24 protein-coding genes are annotated in these 18829 nt (G+C 39.2%); 2 read left to right on the top strand and 22 right to left on the bottom strand.

The window, feature by feature from the left end; translation table 11 throughout:
• Positions 1–68 precede the first annotated feature (68 nt).
• Positions 69–503 carry a YwpF family protein gene (locus ACIQ38_RS02065; RefSeq protein WP_402817336.1) on the top strand — a complete coding sequence of 145 codons (435 nt, stop codon included), beginning with the start codon at positions 69–71 and terminating at the stop codon, positions 501–503.
• Positions 504–543: 40 nt separating this feature from the next.
• Here the strand turns inward: ACIQ38_RS02065 and ACIQ38_RS02060 are convergent, their stop codons facing one another.
• The 9 genes from ACIQ38_RS02060 to spoIID all read right to left on the bottom strand — a co-directional run bounded on the left by ACIQ38_RS02060 (position 544) and on the right by spoIID (position 6914).
• Entirely contained in the window at positions 544–909 is a 366-nt protein-coding gene (locus ACIQ38_RS02060; protein ID WP_402817334.1) for a hypothetical protein, read from the bottom strand.
• Positions 910–1059: 150 nt separating this feature from the next.
• On the bottom strand, positions 1060–1500 hold the full coding sequence (gene fabZ / locus ACIQ38_RS02055) for a 3-hydroxyacyl-ACP dehydratase FabZ (protein ID WP_402817332.1): 441 nt from the start codon (positions 1498–1500) through the stop codon (positions 1060–1062).
• A 12-nt stretch (positions 1501–1512) separates the two neighbouring features.
• Entirely contained in the window at positions 1513–1779 is a 267-nt protein-coding gene (locus tag ACIQ38_RS02050) for a DNA-directed RNA polymerase subunit beta (RefSeq protein WP_402817330.1), read from the bottom strand.
• A gap of 24 nt (positions 1780–1803) precedes the next feature.
• Entirely contained in the window at positions 1804–2643 is an 840-nt protein-coding gene (locus ACIQ38_RS02045; protein WP_402817328.1) for a flagellar hook-basal body protein, read from the bottom strand.
• A gap of 24 nt (positions 2644–2667) precedes the next feature.
• On the bottom strand, positions 2668–3507 hold the full coding sequence (locus ACIQ38_RS02040; protein ID WP_402817326.1) for a flagellar hook-basal body protein: 840 nt from the start codon (positions 3505–3507) through the stop codon (positions 2668–2670).
• 158 nt (positions 3508–3665) lie between these two features.
• Positions 3666–4658, bottom strand: a complete 993-nt coding sequence (gene mreB / locus ACIQ38_RS02035; RefSeq protein ID WP_402817324.1) for a rod shape-determining protein — start codon at positions 4656–4658, stop codon at positions 3666–3668.
• A 277-nt stretch (positions 4659–4935) separates the two neighbouring features.
• Positions 4936–5211: a sporulation transcriptional regulator SpoIIID gene (locus ACIQ38_RS02030; protein WP_142537915.1), complete on the bottom strand. Its 276-nt coding sequence runs from the start codon at positions 5209–5211 to the stop codon at positions 4936–4938.
• A 68-nt stretch (positions 5212–5279) separates the two neighbouring features.
• Positions 5280–5942, bottom strand: a complete 663-nt coding sequence (locus tag ACIQ38_RS02025) for a peptidoglycan DD-metalloendopeptidase family protein (RefSeq protein ID WP_402817322.1) — start codon at positions 5940–5942, stop codon at positions 5280–5282.
• 30 nt (positions 5943–5972) lie between these two features.
• Positions 5973–6914: a stage II sporulation protein D gene (gene spoIID, locus ACIQ38_RS02020; protein ID WP_402817320.1), complete on the bottom strand. Its 942-nt coding sequence runs from the start codon at positions 6912–6914 to the stop codon at positions 5973–5975.
• Between the two features lie 352 nt (positions 6915–7266).
• Between spoIID and ACIQ38_RS02015 the strand changes: the two genes are divergently transcribed.
• Positions 7267–8214 (top strand): nuclease-related domain-containing protein, encoded by a 948-nt coding sequence (locus ACIQ38_RS02015; protein ID WP_402817318.1) that lies wholly within the window; start codon positions 7267–7269, stop codon positions 8212–8214.
• A gap of 363 nt (positions 8215–8577) precedes the next feature.
• On the opposite strand, the gene murA is transcribed toward ACIQ38_RS02015, so the two are convergent.
• The 13 genes from murA to upp form a co-directional block, all read right to left on the bottom strand.
• A complete protein-coding gene (murA, locus tag ACIQ38_RS02010) occupies positions 8578–9873 on the bottom strand; it encodes a UDP-N-acetylglucosamine 1-carboxyvinyltransferase (RefSeq protein ID WP_402817316.1) in 1296 nt (431 codons plus the stop codon).
• A gap of 330 nt (positions 9874–10203) precedes the next feature.
• Positions 10204–10440 carry a DUF1146 family protein gene (locus ACIQ38_RS02005; protein ID WP_402817314.1) on the bottom strand — a complete coding sequence of 79 codons (237 nt, stop codon included), beginning with the start codon at positions 10438–10440 and terminating at the stop codon, positions 10204–10206.
• Between the two features lie 81 nt (positions 10441–10521).
• Complete coding sequence (locus ACIQ38_RS02000) at positions 10522–10926, bottom strand: F0F1 ATP synthase subunit epsilon (protein ID WP_402817312.1); 405 nt, start codon at positions 10924–10926, stop codon at positions 10522–10524.
• Positions 10927–10950: 24 nt separating this feature from the next.
• Positions 10951–12366, bottom strand: a complete 1416-nt coding sequence (gene atpD, locus ACIQ38_RS01995) for a F0F1 ATP synthase subunit beta (protein WP_402817310.1) — start codon at positions 12364–12366, stop codon at positions 10951–10953.
• A 35-nt stretch (positions 12367–12401) separates the two neighbouring features.
• A complete protein-coding gene (gene atpG, locus ACIQ38_RS01990; RefSeq protein WP_402817308.1) occupies positions 12402–13262 on the bottom strand; it encodes an ATP synthase F1 subunit gamma in 861 nt (286 codons plus the stop codon).
• Between the two features lie 45 nt (positions 13263–13307).
• Positions 13308–14816, bottom strand: a complete 1509-nt coding sequence (gene atpA / locus ACIQ38_RS01985) for a F0F1 ATP synthase subunit alpha (RefSeq protein WP_402817306.1) — start codon at positions 14814–14816, stop codon at positions 13308–13310.
• Positions 14817–14843: 27 nt separating this feature from the next.
• Positions 14844–15380 carry a F0F1 ATP synthase subunit delta gene (locus ACIQ38_RS01980; RefSeq protein WP_402817304.1) on the bottom strand — a complete coding sequence of 179 codons (537 nt, stop codon included), beginning with the start codon at positions 15378–15380 and terminating at the stop codon, positions 14844–14846.
• Positions 15377–15898 (bottom strand): F0F1 ATP synthase subunit B, encoded by a 522-nt coding sequence (gene atpF, locus ACIQ38_RS01975; protein WP_402817302.1) that lies wholly within the window; start codon positions 15896–15898, stop codon positions 15377–15379. The genes ACIQ38_RS01980 and atpF overlap by 4 nt, the downstream gene beginning before the upstream one ends.
• 129 nt (positions 15899–16027) lie before the next feature.
• Positions 16028–16252, bottom strand: a complete 225-nt coding sequence (gene atpE, locus ACIQ38_RS01970; RefSeq protein WP_053590520.1) for a F0F1 ATP synthase subunit C — start codon at positions 16250–16252, stop codon at positions 16028–16030.
• A 63-nt stretch (positions 16253–16315) separates the two neighbouring features.
• On the bottom strand, positions 16316–17026 hold the full coding sequence (gene atpB, locus ACIQ38_RS01965; protein WP_402817297.1) for a F0F1 ATP synthase subunit A: 711 nt from the start codon (positions 17024–17026) through the stop codon (positions 16316–16318).
• A gap of 29 nt (positions 17027–17055) precedes the next feature.
• Entirely contained in the window at positions 17056–17427 is a 372-nt protein-coding gene (locus ACIQ38_RS01960; RefSeq protein ID WP_402817295.1) for an ATP synthase subunit I, read from the bottom strand.
• Positions 17428–17433: 6 nt separating this feature from the next.
• Complete coding sequence (locus tag ACIQ38_RS01955) at positions 17434–17652, bottom strand: AtpZ/AtpI family protein (protein WP_402817293.1); 219 nt, start codon at positions 17650–17652, stop codon at positions 17434–17436.
• A 272-nt stretch (positions 17653–17924) separates the two neighbouring features.
• Entirely contained in the window at positions 17925–18554 is a 630-nt protein-coding gene (gene upp / locus ACIQ38_RS01950; protein WP_402817291.1) for a uracil phosphoribosyltransferase, read from the bottom strand.
• Positions 18555–18829: the final 275 nt, after the last annotated feature.

Here is an 18829-nt window from a genome sequence, read left to right as displayed (position 1 = left end):
TATTTTTTTAACGGATAGATTGCTATGCTATAATGGGTAGTAATTAGTCCTGTGAAGGTGGATTGCTCATGAAAACATTCAAAATGATTTCCGTTGATCTCATTCGTGATAGTCAAGAAATGCCGATTACATTGGAAGATGGCATTGTCATCAACCAAGAAAATACGAGTCGGTCATGGATTTTAGAATTATTTATCGATCAAAAGCATGAAGATTTTTTTAATGCATTAAAAACGTCAGGTGAATTGTTCCATGCAAAGGTTGTTATTTCGTATCCAGAAAATGAACCAGCACATTTTGAAGTGGTCACTTATTCGGTGAAGCAAATCGGGGATAATTTATCGGTGTTATTGCGTGGTACCTTGAAACGTGCGCGTAGAAAATACGCGGAGTCGCTGCTTGCAGATTTAATCGAGGAAGGGTTGACTGGCGAAGCGCTCCTAACTAAATTTGAACATGATATGAAAACAAGGCCAACTTTAAAAAATGATCGAAATAACTAAAAAGCTGATTCCAAGTCAAATTGCTTGGAATCAGCTTTTTTTATTTTTTAATGTCTTCTTTAACCTTGATGTCTTCATCAACCGTATTTGGTTGTTGAATTGTTTCATTAGCATTAGGTGTTACTAAATCATTGTTGGCATTTGGTACGGTTCCATTATTCACGTTTGGGTTTACATCATTTACACCATTGTTCATGTCGCCATTGAGATGATCGTTATTGTCGTTGAGACCTCTTTCATGCGTAGGTGAAGGTGTATTCACACCTGGTTCTGGCACAATGTTTTCTACATCGTCACGAACCTCTTCCATCGGAGTTTCGTTATTATTTGGAACCGCATTGTTCGTATTACAACCAACTAACAAAACAGAACACATAGCCACTACTGGCACTGCTTTTTTTAGCATACAAAAATTCCTCCTCTCTGGATTTTCTTCATCACATTTTTGTGACTTACGATAGGTTGTCCAAGGAAAGAAGGAACTATGCCATGGCAAACTTGCCTGTTTTTACATGTTTGCCAACTGTATTTTTAAGCGAATAAAGGAATACTATGATTAAGCGTTTTCTACTACTGGACCTAATGCAAACAGGATGTCCGCTTCACAAACTAGCTCACCGTCTACTGTCGCAATGCCGTGTCCTTTACCCATTGCACCACGTAATTTAGTCAGTTCTACTTCTAATTTCAATTGATCGCCTGGCTTCACTTGACGTTTAAAGCGGCAATTATCAATACCTGTAAAGAAAGCAAGTCTTCCTTTATTTTCAGGAATTTGTAGCACTGCTACCGCTCCAACTTGTGCAAGTGCTTCAACGATTAGTACACCTGGCATTACTGGATAACCAGGGAAATGACCATTAAAAAATTGTTCGTTGATCGTTACATTTTTCAATCCTACTGCACGTTTTCCTTCTTCTACTTCCAAAATACGGTCAATCATTAAAAATGGATAACGATGAGGTAAAAGTGCTTGTACTTGCTCTGTTGTTAACATAGAAACGTCCTCCTATTTCCCATCTTTTATATCTAAAATATGTTGGTATGTTTCCCATTTAAGTGCATCTGTCGGCGTACCGTCACCTAAAACACCGTATCCTACCATTAGTCCTGCTGCGGCAGCTCCAATGAAAAGTGCGATACATAATAGTATACGCAGCCAAATAGGGAACATACGAATTTGTACCCAATATGTTTTTTTAGATTCAGTTGCTTGCTCTTGTTCTTTTTCTAATCTTCGCTGTCGTCTGCCAGAGATTTTTACTTCTTCTGTCATAAGCTTAACTCCTTACGGAAATGATTATCTTATCCCATTGATGAGACCCATCATCTGGTCTGCTATTGTAATGGAGCGCGCATTGAATTGATATGATCTTTGCGCTGTCATTAAATCAGTCATTTCCTTTGATATATCTACATTGGACATTTCAAGCATTTGGTTTGCTAAAGCAATCTCGCCGCGATTCGCTCCTTGGAGATCCGTCATTACGTCTTGAACACCTACACCTAGTTCCGCTAAATTAGTAGGCATCCCAATATATGTCGAAGAAATTTGTTCCATTAGCTGTGGTTTTTGCAAGACAGATACCGCTAGTTCACGCTGAACAGTTGCACCATCTGGATATGTAGCAGTTAGGATACCTGTTTCATTAACTGAAAACCTAGAAACATTTTCTGGAATCGTAATTGCTTGACCTGCACTATCTGCTACTGGATAGCCATCGCCATTTACGAGCATTAACTGCCCATTTTCAAGTGGTGATACATAAAACGCTCCTTGGCGAGTGTAAGCCGTTTGTTGACCGTTTTCACCATCTGGCATTAGGACATTAAAGTATTGCTTCGGTTCTTGAAATGCAAAATCTAAGTCACGATCAGTAGATTGCAAGCTTCCTTGTTTCCAATTCATCTGCGCTTGAGCTAGAGAAGCACCTACTCCATAACGAATTCCTGTAGGAGATTGTCTTTCGGCTGTATCTAATTTATCGTTATTATATTGCTGATAAAGTAGCTCTTGGAACTTTACGTCTTTTGTTTTGTAGCCATGTGTATTAGAGTTGGAAAGATTATTTCCGATAATATCTAATTGGCTTTGCAGCTGTGACATCGTGTTTGTTGCTGTAATCATTGTGCGTAACATGTAAGTGTGGACCTCCTTTCTTTATTAGTTTACGCGCCCTACTTCGTTTACTGCTTTTTGCATGCTTTGGTCATATGCTTGCAGAACTTTTTGGTTTGCTTCAAATGCGCGATATGCGGTTAAAAGGTCCGTCATCGTTCTTGCGGAATCTACGTTTGAACGTTCAATATACCCTTGTTGCATAGAGAAGCTTACGTTCGCTGTATTGTAAGCAGATGGTAAGTTTGCGCCGTCTGCTGTTTGAAATAGGCCGTTATCTTGTTTGATTAACGTATCTGGTTGTGCTGCAAATGAAACACCGATTTGAGCGACGGAAGCATCATTTACAAAAATTTGCCCATCAGCAGCCAATCGAAAATCGTCATTTTGCAGTTGAATCCGCTCTCCGTTATTATCAAGTACATATAAGCCTTGTGCATTCGTTAAAAAGCCTGCTGGATCAAGCGTAAAATTACCATTTCGAGTGTATGCTTCGCCTTCTACTGGATGCTGTAAACGGTAAAAAACAGCACCTGTTTGACCCGTTTCGGCGTCTACTGGAAGTTCTCCATCGATCAAGGCAACATCCGTATTTAACTCGGTTTGTTGTAATTGTCCTTGCGTTAATAGGGCAATCGTTTCTTGCATATATACACCTGTTCCAAGACCGCCAATTTCTGCGGCATATTTTCCGTGTATAGCATCTTCGGTTGGTATTTTAGTAGGTCCAAGTCGAGACATGAGCATGTCTGGGAAAGAACGAATCGTCGATTGATCGGCTTTATATCCTGGTGTATTAGCATTTGCCATATTATTTGTCAGCAACTCTGTTCTACGCTGTTGAGCAATCATTCCTGAAGCGACTGTATGAAATCCACGAAACATGAGAAAGCCTCCACTCTAATTTGTTTAATTCTAATGTCTAGTTGCAGCGCCTTGCCCCTCGGGGACAAATGTGAAAAAGCTGTGGTGGCTGAGGAGCTGCCTCCTCGCTTTTCCCCATTTGCCCGTCGTGGCAGAGATAGGCGCCTCCACTTTTCTAACTAATGTCTAGTTATTTTGTCTATATTATCTAACATAATTCCCGTTCCAATTGCTACACAATCCATTGGCGCTTCTGCAATAAGAACTGGTACTTTCAATTCTTCCATCAGTAAATGATCCATGCCATGTAAAAGTGCTCCTCCGCCCGTTATAATGACACCTCTATCGATGATATCAGCGGATAATTCAGGTGGTGTTTTTTCCAACACGTTTTTAGCAGCTTGTACAATAACAGAAACGGATTCACGTAATGCTTTTTCTATTTCTTCTGAGTGAATCGTAATCGTTCTTGGAAGTCCTGTGACCATATCCCGTCCACGAATATCCATTTCTTCCTTGCGACCGTCTGGGAAAACCGTTCCAATCGTTATTTTAATATTTTCCGCAGTACGTTCACCGATTAATAGTTTGTACTCTTTTTTAATGTATTGAAGAATATCATTATCAAAAATATCTCCAGCAATTTTAATGGATTCAGAAGTTACAATATCCCCCATCGATAGCACGGCCACATCAGTCGTACCTCCCCCGATATCCACAACCATATTCCCACTCGGTTGGAATATGTCCATACCAGCACCGATTGCAGCTACTTTTGGTTCTTCTTCTAAGTATATCTTTTTGCCACCAGATTTCTCTGCAGCTTCCCGGATTGCTTTTTGTTCTACACTTGTAATGTTTGTTGGACAACAAATTAAAATGCGTGGCTTGGACAAAAATCCTTTTACGTTCAATGAATTAATAAAATACTTAAGCATGGCTTCCGTTATATCAAAATCGGCAATTACACCGTCTTTAAGGGGTCTAATCGCTACAATGTTACCTGGAGTTCTCCCGACCATTTGACGAGCCTCCTCGCCTACTGCAAGCACTTTTTTAGTGTTTTTATCTATTGCTACAACGGAAGGTTCGTTTAATACAATCCCTTTTCCTTTAACATGAATTAATACGTTCGCAGTACCTAAATCTATCCCAATATCCTTAGCAAACATTAACAGTGTTTCTCCTTCCTTGCTAGAACCTTTTTATATGTATTTTTCGATATGTCTCTAACTTATAATTTTATCATAGTTTTGTCAGAATTACACTTTTTTTAGAAACGTATTATGTAGAATTTGTGGGGAATGATAAGGTTGGGATTGATAGTGCCGGGGTATATGCTGTTAAGTGCAAGATGGGTTCTTGGGATCGCAAGATGGGTACCGCTAACCGCAAGATAGGTACCGTCAACCGCAGATACACTCAAGTACGCAAGAAAAAGCCGTGATTTTACAAATCACGACCTTTCCTATCTTCCTTTTTGGATTTCCACTTTCTTTTCGTAGCTTCTCCACCTCGCAAATGCCTGACCGATTTATGATACGCAAGAATTTCTTTCACTTCTTTTGCTAGCTGCGGATCTACTAAATGAAGTCTTTCCGTTAAGTCCTTATGAACTGTACTTTTGGAATGACCGGTTGTGCTCGCGATGGCACGGACAGTTTTTTTCGTTTCAATGACCATTTCACCTAAACGTATACATCTATGACGAATCGTTTCGTGCACCAACTCTTCCTTTCGTTAGTAAAGGAACACTTTTCATCACTTTATGCATACGTATAAGTTATTATGAATTAAAAAGCTAGATATGATTCCGGATTAACAAGTACGCCGTTCTCGAGTACTTCAAATTGCAAATGGACGCCTGCTGTTGGATTCCATTCATTTTCTGTTGAAGTTGCCATGGCTTGACCTTGTTCTACTTCGTCTCCAACTTTTACTAGAATACCAGTGACAGAGCGATATTTCGTTTGCATACCATTAGCATGTGATAAGACAATTTCATCACCTTCAAATGGGTCTAAATTTACTTCTTCTACTTTACCACTAAGTGCAGCTACTACTTCGAAAGGTTCGCTATTCATAGATAAAGATACGCCTGTGCTTGTTCTGTAAGTTTGATTGAATACAAGCAAGGACTTTTCACGTGTCGTTTCATCTGCTTCCATGTCGTAATAATGTTGTACAACCTGGATTTTGTCAAAAAGTGCTTCTGCGAAAGGATATTTCATGTTTTCTGCTTGCGCGTTCGTTTCGATTGTTACTTTATCGGGCTCACTACCATTTTTCACCCATTCAGCATCTTCTGCTGAATCATTGCTCACATAGACATTGTACCCCCAAATCATACCTACAAATGCTACCGAAAAACCTGTATACACTAGTGGCCAAAACCACGGCTTTTTCGGATTGTTTTTCTTCTTCTGAGAAGTCTTGTTTGATTGTTCTTCTCTCATTTTCATCACCTCAATTGCATTGTTGGCAAATCAAGGAGATTTTAAACATGCCGAAAAACTTTTTATTTCAGTTCCTTTATAATAGTGCAATAAAATATCATGAGCGCTTACATGATCATTGGCAAGCACCTCTGCTCCGTACTGGCTCATCCCTACCCCGTGCCCGTATCCCACAGTATTTACTACCACTTTATCATTCTGAAAATTGACCGTGAAATCGGTAGAAGGTAGTCCTAGTAATGCGCGAACTTCTCTGCCTGTCCATGTTTTGCCGTTCATTTGAATGGATTCTATTCGATTTGTATCCGTCTTCGTAACTTGAAAACTAGTTGCTATGTTAGAAGACCACTTTATACCAAAAGCTTTTGCCCATTGTTGATTGGTGAACTCAAATTGTTTTTTTACATTCGGAGCATATTGTTCTTCTGCCTCACTCGGCACCGAAACTAAATAGGGAATCGCATACCCGCTGTAATTTTCCGCACTTTCTGTTTGGCCATTGCTTGAAGAAAAGAACATCGCTGTGATTAGCTGGTCTTTGTAAACAATAATTTCTCCCGCTGTTGCCGCGATAACCTTATGAAGCTTGTCCTCATATGCTTCAAAGGAAGCCCCCCATTTTCTCTTGCGCTCTTCTTCCGTTACGTATACTTGTTTTTGCACCGTTTTGCCGATCGACTTTTTCCCATAGTTTGTTTCTCTTAACACATACGTCCTTGCCGCAATCGATTGCGCCTTTAACGCTTCTTCATGGAAGGAAACAGGCATTTCCGCAGCTACAACTCCTAGTACGTATGTTTCAAGAGGTATTTTTTCCTTAACCCCTTCCACTTCTATTAGTATTGGGCAGTCTACATCTTGTACTTTTTCGACTTCTGGTGCAGGTTTTGCGTCATGCTTTTCTTTGATTAATAAAAAGGGTAATAACAAAAGACCGATGAAAAGGATTAGTAGTAGGATATTTTGTTTCATGGGACAACTATATGCTGGAAAGGAGGTTCTCATGAGTGGATTTTTTCGGAACAGCTGTGAGGTGTCTGGAATTATTATCTATTATTTAACGAAATATAGCTAAGGGAAACCAACTTAGTTGTGAAAGCAACTATTGCATGCGTGAAAGCAATCAATTCTCCTGCTAAAGCAACTAGATTACGCTTGAAAGCAACCAAATTAAAAATTTGTAGCAAAATTGATTTTTGGTGGTTTATTTTATGCTAAAATGCAATTTTTACTTAATCTCCTAGCAATAAACAAGCTTAAAACGCTATTTCTGTCATTTCTAGTTTTCATGTAGACTATGCTAAGCTATTTGCGAGGTGATATGATGATAGCCAAAAAATATTCGGCTTCTCTATATGTAGAGGCATTGCACGCACTATATAAAAGAATGCCTAAAAACCATTTGAAATTTTCTAAGATACAAGACGAATACCACCAAAAAGCGGCCGGTGATATCGGAGAAGAAGCTGTGATGAAAGTAATTGATCAGTTGGATTTGCCTTATAAATTCTACACTTTTCATAATGTTTTATTGTACTCCGAAACTCTTTTTCAAATAGATATACTGATTATTACTCAGTACTATGCGTTAATTTTAGAAGTAAAAAATATTAAAGGTGAAATTACATTTACAGACCAACAAATGATTAGAACGCTAGCAACAAACGAAATTCATGCTTTTGACAACCCATTCCTTCAATTAGAAGAATATGAAAAGCAATTGAAATGGTTATTTCAAGCAAATCATATTGCACTACCTATCTTTAGTGCAGTCGCTTTTGCCTTTCCCTCTAGCATTATTAAATTGCCACCTAAAAATAAAACTATATTATTCCGAAGAGGCATCAAACCATATATACGAAATATCCCAGCTAATCATTGCATCCTCTCGCACGAACAGTTAGAAAGCTTAAAGTGTTTTCTACTAAAAGAGAATATGGATTTTCAACCATTCCCATTGACAAATCATTTTGATATTGATCCCAACTCACTTAGAAAAGGTGTTGAATGCTTCCACTGCGGATTAATTGGAATGAAAAAAGTAATTCGAAATTGGTATTGCCCAATATGCAAATCCTTTCATCGTCATGCACATGAATCCGCTCTAAGAGATTATTTTCTCGTCTACAAAAGCACGATATCAAATCAGGAATGTCAACAATTTTTACAGCTGAACAATAAGTATGAAGCAACCAAAATATTAAACAACCCCATGCTAATCAAAACAGGGCAATCCAGAAGTACAAAATATAGTATGAAATTTGATAAATAGTATGTACGTCGAAAAACCTCCGAAACCAGTGCTCTCTTCGACTAATAATTGGCAAAGAGCAATCAAATCGACCGTGAAAGCAACTAAATCATAGCCGAAAGCAACCAGTTCCTTAGCGAAAGCGACCAATTAGCCAATAAGAGCAACTAACGACAAATAACGAGTCCAATTTTGCTATATTTCCTAAATCAAGGCTATCTCCAACTAATAATTGGCAAAGGGCGACTAAACCGACTGTGAAAGCAACTAAATCACAGCTGAGAGCAATTATTTCTTCGTCGAAAGCAACCAGTTCACCCTTAACAGCCACCAAATACAAAAAGCACTATACACGAATACATGCATAGTGCTTTACATATTATATTATACGAGTTGAATTGCTTTTTCTTCGCTTTCGGTTCCGATGCGCTCGATGTCTGCGCCTAGTGCTGCGAGCTTTTTGTCGAAGTCCACGTAACCACGATCTAAGTGATATAGTTCAGTGACGCGTGTGATGCCTTCTGCGACTAAGCCAGCGATGATTAATGCTGCAGCAGCACGTAAGTCTGTGGCACCAACTTCTGCACCTTGTAGGTTAGATGGTGACTCCATAATAACGGAGCGTCCTTCGATTTTCATATTGCCATTCATGCGGCGGAATTCTTCCACATGCATGAAACGATTTTCAAAAACAGTTTCTGTAATAATGCCAGTGCCATGTGCGGTCATCATTAATGCCATCATTTGTGATTGCATATCCGTTGGGAAACCTGGATGTGGCATTGTTTTAATATCTACAGATTTTAGATCGCCTTTTGCTTTTACACGAAGACCTTGTTCCTCTTCTGTGATTTCCACACCCATTTCTTGCATTTTGGAAATAAGCGCAGTCATATGTTCAGGTACAGCATTTTCTATAACTACATTACCTCTCGTGATTGCTGCTGCAACCATGAATGTGCCGGCTTCAATACGATCTGGGATGATATGATGTTCGGTACCAAAAAGTTCTCTTACACCTTCGATACGGATTGTATCCGTACCAGCACCTTTTACTTTTCCACCCATCTCATTAATGAAGTTAGCTAAATCAACAATTTCTGGTTCTTTTGCAGCGTTTTCGATAACTGTCGTGCCTTCTGCAAGAGCAGCGGCTGTCATAATGTTTTCCGTTGCACCTACGCTCGGTACATCGAGGTAAATTTTAGCACCTTGTAAACGGCCATTTGTTTTTGCTTCCACAAAACCATTACCGAAAGAAATTTCAGCACCCATTGCTTCAAAACCTTTTAAATGTTGGTCAATTGGACGTGATCCTATCGCACAACCACCAGGTAATGCAACGCGTGCAAAACCATTGCGCGCTAAAATTGGCCCCATCACAAGAATAGAAGCACGCATTTTACGCACATACTCAAATTGAGCTTCACTTGAAAGTCTTTTTTGTGAATCAATAATCACTTCATTTTTTTCAGGACTATATACTACTTCTGTATTTAAACTTTTTAAAACCTCGTTTATTGTCAAAACATCTGCAAGTGTCGGCACATCTTTAATAACGTTTTTCCCTTTTGTTGCGAGTAATGCTGCTGCAAGTACTGGTAAGACTGCATTCTTTGCGCCTTCTACTCGAACTCTCCCGTTTAACGTTTGGCCACCTTTAACAATGATTTTATCCACTTCGTTCCCTCCGCGTTCTTATCCTCATTTGCTTTATATAAAAGAAATATGTATGATGTCATATTTAGGTATTCAAAACAATATTCATCATACAACGTAATTCGACTATATACAAGCATCAAAAACACTATTTTCAATGTCTATTTCAGTATATTTTCTTGTTCTATTATACGTAATACCCAGGCTTTTCGTGTAGATAATTTGTAAGTACCCCTCACAACATTGTACAAAACCTATTCGACAAAATATTTCCCAGGAAATACGAGCAGATTCTACATGCTCATACAAACTTGTCCAATATTTGCATGAGCATATAGGATCTGTTTTAGTTCAATTAAATAAAAATTGTAGTTGATCCGACCAGGCAGTGAGACTCAAGAAAAAGTTTGCAACTGTTGACCCAATTGTAATGCTAGCCAAGATGAATAAAAGTTGTGCTTGAAACACATGATTCTTTTTAATTATTCTGTCCAGCATGAGTGCCTGTAATGCATAAAAAGAAATTCCGATAAAAAAAATATTTGCTAAAATCGCTATTACTGCTTGTTCGCCATTTAATAAATCCATTTTCATCGTCCTCCATTTTTATCTACTCAAGAAAAAAACGGGCAGAACTTGATCTGCCCGTTCCTTATTACGAAATTATAGTTAAATGTTACCCTCATAAACGTTGATACGATTCATCGCACGTTTCAAAGATAGTTCAGCACGACTAAAGTCGATTTCATCTGCTTTTCCTTGAAGACGTTGTTCTGCACGTTTCATCGCTTCTTTAGCACGAGCTACATCGATATTGGAAGCAACTTCAGCTGATTGTGTTAGAATCGAAACCTTTTCAGGACGAACTTCTACAAAGCCGCCATTTACTGCTACGTACTCGGATTTCCCATCTTTTTTCAGTTTAACGGCACCTATAACTAGTGGCGCTACTGTTGGAATATGCCCAGGTAAAATACCGATTTCACCGGATGCTGTTTTAGCGATGATCATGTCGACTTGAGAATCGTATACCGGGCCGTCGGGAGTGACAATATTGACTGTAAGTGTCTTCATATTTTTACCTCCTGGTCCGATTTATTATACTTCTACGCCCATGCTTTTCGCTTTTTCCACTACTTCTTCAATGCGTCCAACTAAACGGAAAGCATCTTCTGGAAGGTGGTCATATTGTCCCTCAAGAATTTGTTTAAATCCTTGTACTGTTTCTTTAACTGGAACGTATGAACCTTTTTGACCAGTAAATTGTTCCGCAACGTGGAAGTTTTGAGATAGGTAGAACTGAATACGACGCGCACGGTTAACCGTTAATTTGTCATCGTCCCCTAATTCATCCATACCTAAGATTGCAATGATATCTTGAAGCTCTCTATAGCGTTGTAAAGTATATTGCACTTGACGTGCTACTTCATAATGCTCTTGTCCTACGATTTCTGGTGAAAGCGCACGAGAAGAAGAAGCTAGAGGATCCACCGCTGGGTAGATACCCATCTCAGATAATTTACGCTCTAGGTTTGTTGTTGCATCTAAGTGAGCAAATGTTGTTGCTGGAGCTGGATCCGTATAGTCATCGGCTGGTACATAGATCGCTTGGATAGATGTAACCGAACCAGTATTAGTAGACGTGATACGCTCTTGTAATTGACCCATTTCCGTTGCAAGTGTTGGTTGGTAACCAGCAGCAGAAGGCATACGACCTAATAGTGCGGATACTTCCGAACCAGCTTGTGTAAAACGGAAAATGTTGTCGATGAATAATAGTACGTCTGCACCTTGTTCATCACGGAAATATTCAGCCATTGTAAGACCAGTTAAGGCAACACGCATACGCGCGCCAGGTGGCTCGTTCATTTGACCGAATACCATTGCTGTTTTCTTAATAACGCCAGAATCGCTCATCTCATGGAATAAGTCGTTTCCTTCACGTGTACGCTCACCAACACCAGCGAATACCGAAATACCACCGTGTTCTTGTGCGATATTGTTGATCAGTTCTTGGATAAGAACTGTTTTCCCTACTCCGGCACCACCGAATAGACCGATTTTACCACCTTTAATATATGGAGCAAGTAGGTCTACTACTTTTATACCTGTTTCAAGAATTTCAACTTCTGTTGAAAGATTTTCAAATGTTGGAGCTGGGCGGTGAATTGGATCACGACGATCATTCACTGAAATTTCTTCTCCTAAGTCGATAACTTCACCTAACACGTTGAATACACGTCCTAGTGTTACATCACCAACAGGAACAGAAATCGCTGTACCAGCGTCAATTACTTCCGTACCGCGCTTAAGACCATCAGTTGATGCCATTGCAATAGTACGAACAGCGTCATCCCCTAAGTGTAAAGCTACTTCTAACGTTAACGTAGTAGGCGCTTCGTTTGGACGTTCAATCGCTACAGTTAAAGCGTTATAGATAGCTGGTAATTGTCCGTTGTCAAACTTAACGTCAACAACTGGACCCATTACTTGTAGTACTTGTCCTTTGTTCACTACTGTTCCCTCCTGTCTTACTTTTCTTTCATTGACTATTCAAGAGCCGCTGCACCGCCGACAATTTCCGTAATTTCTTGCGTAATTGCTGCTTGTCGTGCTCGGTTATAAACTAATGTTAAGTTACCAATTAAGTCAGCTGCGTTGTCTGTTGCAGATTTCATTGCGGACATACGCATAGCATGTTCACTTGCTTTACCATCGAGTAATGCACCAAAAATTAGGCTTTCCGCATATTGTGGAAGTAACACTTCTAGAATCGCTTCAGCTGAAGGATCGAATTCATAAGAAGCAGTTGTGCCTGTTTCTACTGCAAGATCCGTAAGTGGCAGTACCTTTTTCTCTGTAACCTCACTAGAGATGGCACTGACAAAGTGGTTATAGTACATATAAAGTTCATCATATGTACCATCCGTGAACATACCAACAGCTCTGCGCGCTATTTCTTTAATATCAGAAAAAGCAGGTTGGTCTGGTAAACCTATTACATCTCCGATTACATTCGAACCACGTTTCACGAAGAAGTCACGTCCCATACGACCAATTGCAAAGATAACATATTCATCCTTGGAAGAATGTCGCTCCGCTATTGCATTAGATGCTGCACGAATAATATTACTATTATACGCACCAGCTAAGCCACGATCCGCCGTAATAACAAGATATGCAGTCTTTTTCACAGGACGAGAAGTTAGCATTGGATGCGCTCCGTCGCTTGTTCCTGTTGCAATTGCACCTACTACTTCTTGAATTTTCGTCATGTAAGGAACGTATGCTTTCGCATTTTCCTCCGCACGATTCAATTTAGAAGCTGAAACCATTTGCATAGCTTTCGTAATCTGACTTGTTTTCTTTGTTGACGTAATTTTACCTTTAATATCGCGTAATGATGCCACTGGTATTTCACCACCTTATCGTTTTTTTTCACTTAGACTTTAGAATTACTCAGATTTAGCGAAAGTCTTTTTAAATGCATTAATTGCATTTGACATATCTTCATCTGAAGGAAGGTCTTTAGTCGTACGAATATGATCTAAAACGTTTGTGTGGTTTGAATCTAACCAGCTATTAAGTTCCGTTTCGAAACGAGTAACATCTTTTACTGGAATATCATCTAAATGGCCACGAGTTAGAGCGTATAAAATCATAACTTGTTTTTCCACTTTGATCGGGTTATTCAAGTCTTGTTTCAATACTTCTACTGTACGCATACCACGGTTAAGTTTTGCTTGAGTTGCAGCGTCAAGATCTGATCCAAATTGAGAGAATGCTTCTAGTTCACGGTATGCAGCTAAGTCTAGACGTAGTGTACCCGCAACTTTTTTCATTGCCTTAATTTGAGCTGAACCACCTACACGAGATACAGATAAACCAGCGTTGATAGCTGGACGTACGCCCGAGAAGAATAGGTCAGATTGTAAGAAGATTTGACCATCTGTAATAGAAATAACGTTTGTCGGAATGTAAGCAGAGATATCTCCAGCTTGTGTTTCAACGAACGGTAATGCAGTGATTGAACCTGCACCTAGTGTTTCATTTAACTTCGCAGCACGCTCTAGTAGACGGCTGTGTAAGTAGAATACATCCCCTGGATATGCTTCACGACCTGGAGGACGACGAAGAAGTAATGAAAGTTCACGGTAAGCAGCAGCTTGTTTAGATAAATCATCATAAACGATTAATACGTGCTTGCCTTCAAACATAAATTCTTCTGCCATCGTTACACCAGCATAAGGTGCTAAGTATAATAATGGAGCAGGTTGTGATGCAGATGCAGTAACTACGATTGTGTATTCTAAAGCACCTTTTTTACGTAGTGTTTCAACTACGTTACGTACAGTCGATTCTTTTTGACCGATTGCAACATAAACACAGATCATATTTTGGTCTGCTTGGTTAAGGATTGTATCGATTGCTACAGTTGTTTTACCCGTTTGACGGTCACCGATGATTAACTCACGTTGACCACGTCCGATTGGAACAAGTGCGTCAATCGCTTTAATACCTGTTTGAAGTGGTTCATGAACAGATTTACGTGCCATAACCCCTTGTGCAGGACTTTCGATTGGACGAGTTTTTGTAGTTGCGATAGGACCTAGTCCATCAACTGGTTGGCCAAGTGGGTTTACAACGCGACCAATCAATTCTTTCCCTACAGGAACTTCCATAATACGGCCAGTTCGACGTACTTCATCGCCTTCTTTGATGTCAGTGTATGGTCCAAGGATAACGATACCAACGTTGTTCGCTTCCAAGTTTTGTGCCATACCTAAAACACCAGTTGAGAATTCTAAAAGTTCTCCAGCCATGACGTTGTCGAGGCCATGAGCAAGGGCAATACCGTCACCAATTTTGATAACTGTACCAACATCGCTAACTTTCATCTCAGATTCATAGTTCTCAATCTGCTGTTTAATCAAGACACTGATTTCTTCAGCTTTGATGCTCATGTATGTCACCTCTCAAAATTCATAATATTAACCGATCAAATTACGTTTTAAACGATCTAGCTTCGTGCTAAGACTGCTGTCGTAAATGCGGTTTCCGATTTGAACACGCATTCCACCAATGATAGATGGATCTACAATGTTTTGAATACGTAAAGAATGTTTTCCAACATTTTTCGCGAATACATTTGAAACGTTTCCACGCTCTTCTTCTGTTAACTCACGAGTTGTATATACTTTCGCGTCTGCAATACCTTGTGCTGCATTGGAAAGTGCCATAAATTCAGTAATAATGTCTGATACTTCGCCTAATCTTTTCTTATCGATCAACACAAGAAGTGTATTGATGACAATTGGATTAGCATCTTTGAAAATGTCACGGATTAAAGCTTTTTTCTTATCTAGTGACAGCTTTGGAGAAGTGAATAATGTCTTCACGTCTTTGTTGCCGTTCCAAACAAGTTTCAGTTCACGTAAATCATTTTCTACAGATGGAAGTTCGTTTTTTTGTTGTGCTAGTTCGAATAAAGCGATTGCGTATCGTTTTGCTGCAGTTGAATTACTCAATTAACTTCGCCTGCCTTCGCAATCGTTGCCTCGATTAGCGCACGATTATCTTCTTCCGAAACTTCTTTTTCAAGAACTTTCGACGCTGCAAGTACAGAAAGTGAAACTACTTCTTGTCGTACTGCTGCAATCGCTCTTTCTTTTTCTGTATCGATTTCACGGATAGCAGATTCTTTCAAACGCGCAGCTTCAGATCGTGCAGTCGTGATAATTTCTTCACGAGATGCTTCTCCTTGCTTCTTCGCATTTTCGACAATCGCTAATGCTTCCGTACGTGCTTCTTTTAGTAAGTCACGTTGTTCTTCAAGTAAACGCTGTGATTCCTGGCGGCTGTTTTCAGCTGCTTCGATTTCACTTGCGATCAACTCTTCACGTTGAGTCATAATCCCCATAAGTGGACCCCATGCTACTTTCTTCAAAAGAGCCATAAGTAATAAGAAGAAGAATAGTGTAGCGATGATATCCCAAATGTTTAACCCGGCACCACTAGCACCAAGGATAAGGTAATCAAAAGACACGATTGTTTCACTCCTTTCAAACGCTATTAAGAGATCTTGCTTTTATAATGTAAATATTTCATTATTGTTTTCTAATTCATAAAGAGAATGGCGGATAAGTTTCCGCCATTATATACTTGTCTATGTTTATTATTTGTTTAATACGATGAATGCGATAACTGCTGCGATGATTGGAATCGCCTCAACTAAAGCTACCCCGATGAACATAACTGTTTGTAAAGCTCCACGTGCTTCTGGTTGACGAGCGATACCTTCTACTGTTTTTGAAACGATTAATCCGTTACCAATACCTGCACCAAGTGCACCTAAACCGATTGCTATAGCTGCTGCTAAAAGACCAACTGAACCTACCATTGTTTAATTTCCTCCTTGGAATGTTGTTTGTTTTTATTTCTGCTTAAAATTTAAGCAGTTATATTAATGGTCTGTCGACACTTTGTGCGACATATAAACCATCGTTAACATGACGAAAATGAACGCTTGGATTCCACCTATAAATAGAGAGAAACCTTGCCATGCCATTGCTGGAAGAATTGCTCCAACAAAGCCGAAAATGCTTGATGTTGCTAAACCTGCAAGTAGTCCTAGTAGAACTTCCCCTGCATAGATGTTTCCGTAAAGACGAAGACCGAGTGTCAACGTGTTTGCGAATTCTTCAATAATTTTTAAAGGTAATAGGAATGGAAGCGGTTTTAAAAAGTCTTTTCCATATTCCGATAATCCCTTCATTTTAATACCATAATAGTGCGTTAATAGAAGAATCATAACTGCTAATGTCATTGTTACTGTTGGATCTGCTGTTGGGGATTTCCACCAGAGTACTCCGTCATACGAAATGGAAAACGGAAGACCTAGAACGTTCGCTACAGCAATAAACATGATTAATGTAATTCCAAGAATATGGAATCGTCCACCAGTTTGCCAGTCGAAGTTACTTTTAATAATGCCTTTCACAAAGTCCATAATCCACTCCATGAAGTTTTGCATACCAGTTGGCTTCAGTTTCAAGTTTCTTGTCGCTATGTATGCGATCAAAAATACGATGAGTGTAGTAACTGCAAGCATTAAAATGTTGGACCAGTTACCGTGCATCCCAAGAAACACAAATTCTGGATTTTTATGTTCCACGATTCATTCACCTCTCTTTCACATACTCATTATTGATTTCTTGCATGAAACATAATACGTTCTACAATAAGCAGAACATAGGGAATCATTAAACCGATAACTGTGCTAATAAGATGAATATATTCTGGAAGGGCAAGTGCAATTGCTACGGCTGCAATTCCTGATGCAAATCGGAATGCTGTACCTAAACCTGCTCGTCCTTTTTCACCAGATAACACACGATCAAATTTCTCCATTCTACGGGTTAGAATCCAGAAATTATACAGACCAAATAATGAACCTATTGCTAAGCCTGCAAAAATTGTCGAATATGGGGTGAAGCCCCAACCAAGCGCATATACTGCGAGCAAAAAAAATATGTATTTCTTCTGCTTCGTAAAAATACGTTGCATTTCTAGCATTATTCTTTAGTCTCCTGAATCATATTTTCGAATGGTAGTAAGAAGCGCTAATATACCGGCCATAAGACCTAGTAGTAAGCATATTACTAAAAAAAGTGGAGTGGTTCCATATGTTTTATCGATCCACATTCCTGTGAATATACCTATTAATATAGAACCTACAAGCTGTGAGAGAATCGCAGAATATAATGCTATCCCTTGTAACGGACGCCTTGTTTGACGCATAAAAGAATCCCCACGTTTTCCTTGGTAAAGTAAAAACTGTGAATCTAGTAGAAAGTTGATACGACAGGTGTTTCGAGCATGAAACCCCTATCATTTATATCCTTTGTAAGCATACAATAGGGGCAATTTGATGTCAATTGGTATTAGTGAGAAACTTCACAAATAGATTTTTTTTGACATCATATTGACAAATTTAAGAAGAAATAAATTATTCTTTACTTGTCAAATGCTCATTTTTATGTTTTTATTTTCATCTATTAAAGAATAGGTTATTATTTCGTACCGAATAATCGGTCACCAGCGTCACCTAATCCTGGTACGATATAACCATGATCATTTAACTTTTCATCTAACGCAGCGATATAAATATCTACATCTGGATGCGCTTTTTGTAATGCTTCTACACCTTCTGGAGCTGCAATTAAACACATAAACTTAATGCTCGTTGCACCACGGGTTTTAAGAGAATTAACTGCCTCTATTGCAGATCCCCCAGTTGCAAGCATTGGATCCACTAGAATGAAGTCACGTTCTGCTACATCTGCTGGAAGTTTCACGTAATATTCGACAGGTTGTAACGTTTTTGGATCTCTGTATAGTCCAACATGTCCAACTTTTGCTGCGGGAATTAATTTTAAAATACCGTCTACCATCCCAATTCCGGCACGTAGTATTGGTACGATTCCAATTTTCTTTCCAGCTAACACTTTAGATTTAGTTACTTGTACTGGCGTTTCCACTTCTGTTTCTTCTAATGGCAAATCACGTGTGATTTCAAAGGCCATTAGTGTAGCCACTTCATCCACCAGTTCACGGAATTCTTTTGTTCCCGTCTCAATGTTACGGATATATGTGAGTTTGTGTTGAATAAGTGGGTGATCAAATACGAATACTTTCGGCATATTTTTATCTCCTTCGTGGTTTTATTTGAAATTCTATTAATTATAACAAATAATGCAGGAAACATACTACTAATAGCATGTTTTAATATTGCGTCTATTCCAGGAGTGACATTGGTTTGTAAAAAAGAATTCCTTGACCGCGGAACCGAAATTATATAGTTCGATTGGGGTCCGCCGGGCAAGAGATGAGTCATCACCGCCAGCAGTGAGAATTCGCTAACAAGATAAATTTTCTCCAGTTATTCAATCGCAAGGATCCAGTAAATGGCTTAGAG

The organism is Psychrobacillus sp. NPDC096389 (assembly GCF_044762855.1).
Classification (GTDB): domain Bacteria; phylum Bacillota; class Bacilli; order Bacillales_A; family Planococcaceae; genus Psychrobacillus.
This window is presented reverse-complemented; position numbering and strand designations above follow the sequence as displayed.

Excerpts from the sequence above, each read along its gene's own strand:
- ACIQ38_RS02065 (WP_402817336.1), top strand. The coding sequence starts at position 69 with ATGAAAACATTCAAAATGATTTCCGTTGATCTCATTCGTGATAGTCAA.
- ACIQ38_RS02060 (WP_402817334.1), bottom strand. The coding sequence starts at position 909 with ATGCTAAAAAAAGCAGTGCCAGTAGTGGCTATGTGTTCTGTTTTGTTA.
- fabZ (WP_402817332.1), bottom strand. The coding sequence starts at position 1,500 with ATGTTAACAACAGAGCAAGTACAAGCACTTTTACCTCATCGTTATCCA.
- ACIQ38_RS02050 (WP_402817330.1), bottom strand. The coding sequence starts at position 1,779 with ATGACAGAAGAAGTAAAAATCTCTGGCAGACGACAGCGAAGATTAGAA.
- ACIQ38_RS02045 (WP_402817328.1), bottom strand. The coding sequence starts at position 2,643 with ATGTTACGCACAATGATTACAGCAACAAACACGATGTCACAGCTGCAA.
- ACIQ38_RS02040 (WP_402817326.1), bottom strand. The coding sequence starts at position 3,507 with ATGTTTCGTGGATTTCATACAGTCGCTTCAGGAATGATTGCTCAACAG.
- mreB (WP_402817324.1), bottom strand. The coding sequence starts at position 4,658 with ATGTTTGCTAAGGATATTGGGATAGATTTAGGTACTGCGAACGTATTA.
- ACIQ38_RS02025 (WP_402817322.1), bottom strand. The coding sequence starts at position 5,942 with ATGAGAGAAGAACAATCAAACAAGACTTCTCAGAAGAAGAAAAACAAT.
- spoIID (WP_402817320.1), bottom strand. The coding sequence starts at position 6,914 with ATGAAACAAAATATCCTACTACTAATCCTTTTCATCGGTCTTTTGTTA.
- ACIQ38_RS02015 (WP_402817318.1), top strand. The coding sequence starts at position 7,267 with ATGATAGCCAAAAAATATTCGGCTTCTCTATATGTAGAGGCATTGCAC.
- ACIQ38_RS02005 (WP_402817314.1), bottom strand. The coding sequence starts at position 10,440 with ATGGATTTATTAAATGGCGAACAAGCAGTAATAGCGATTTTAGCAAAT.
- ACIQ38_RS02000 (WP_402817312.1), bottom strand. The coding sequence starts at position 10,926 with ATGAAGACACTTACAGTCAATATTGTCACTCCCGACGGCCCGGTATAC.
- atpA (WP_402817306.1), bottom strand. The coding sequence starts at position 14,816 with ATGAGCATCAAAGCTGAAGAAATCAGTGTCTTGATTAAACAGCAGATT.
- atpE (WP_053590520.1), bottom strand. The coding sequence starts at position 16,252 with ATGGTAGGTTCAGTTGGTCTTTTAGCAGCAGCTATAGCAATCGGTTTA.
- ACIQ38_RS01960 (WP_402817295.1), bottom strand. The coding sequence starts at position 17,427 with ATGCTAGAAATGCAACGTATTTTTACGAAGCAGAAGAAATACATATTT.
- ACIQ38_RS01955 (WP_402817293.1), bottom strand. The coding sequence starts at position 17,652 with ATGCGTCAAACAAGGCGTCCGTTACAAGGGATAGCATTATATTCTGCG.
- upp (WP_402817291.1), bottom strand. The coding sequence starts at position 18,554 with ATGCCGAAAGTATTCGTATTTGATCACCCACTTATTCAACACAAACTC.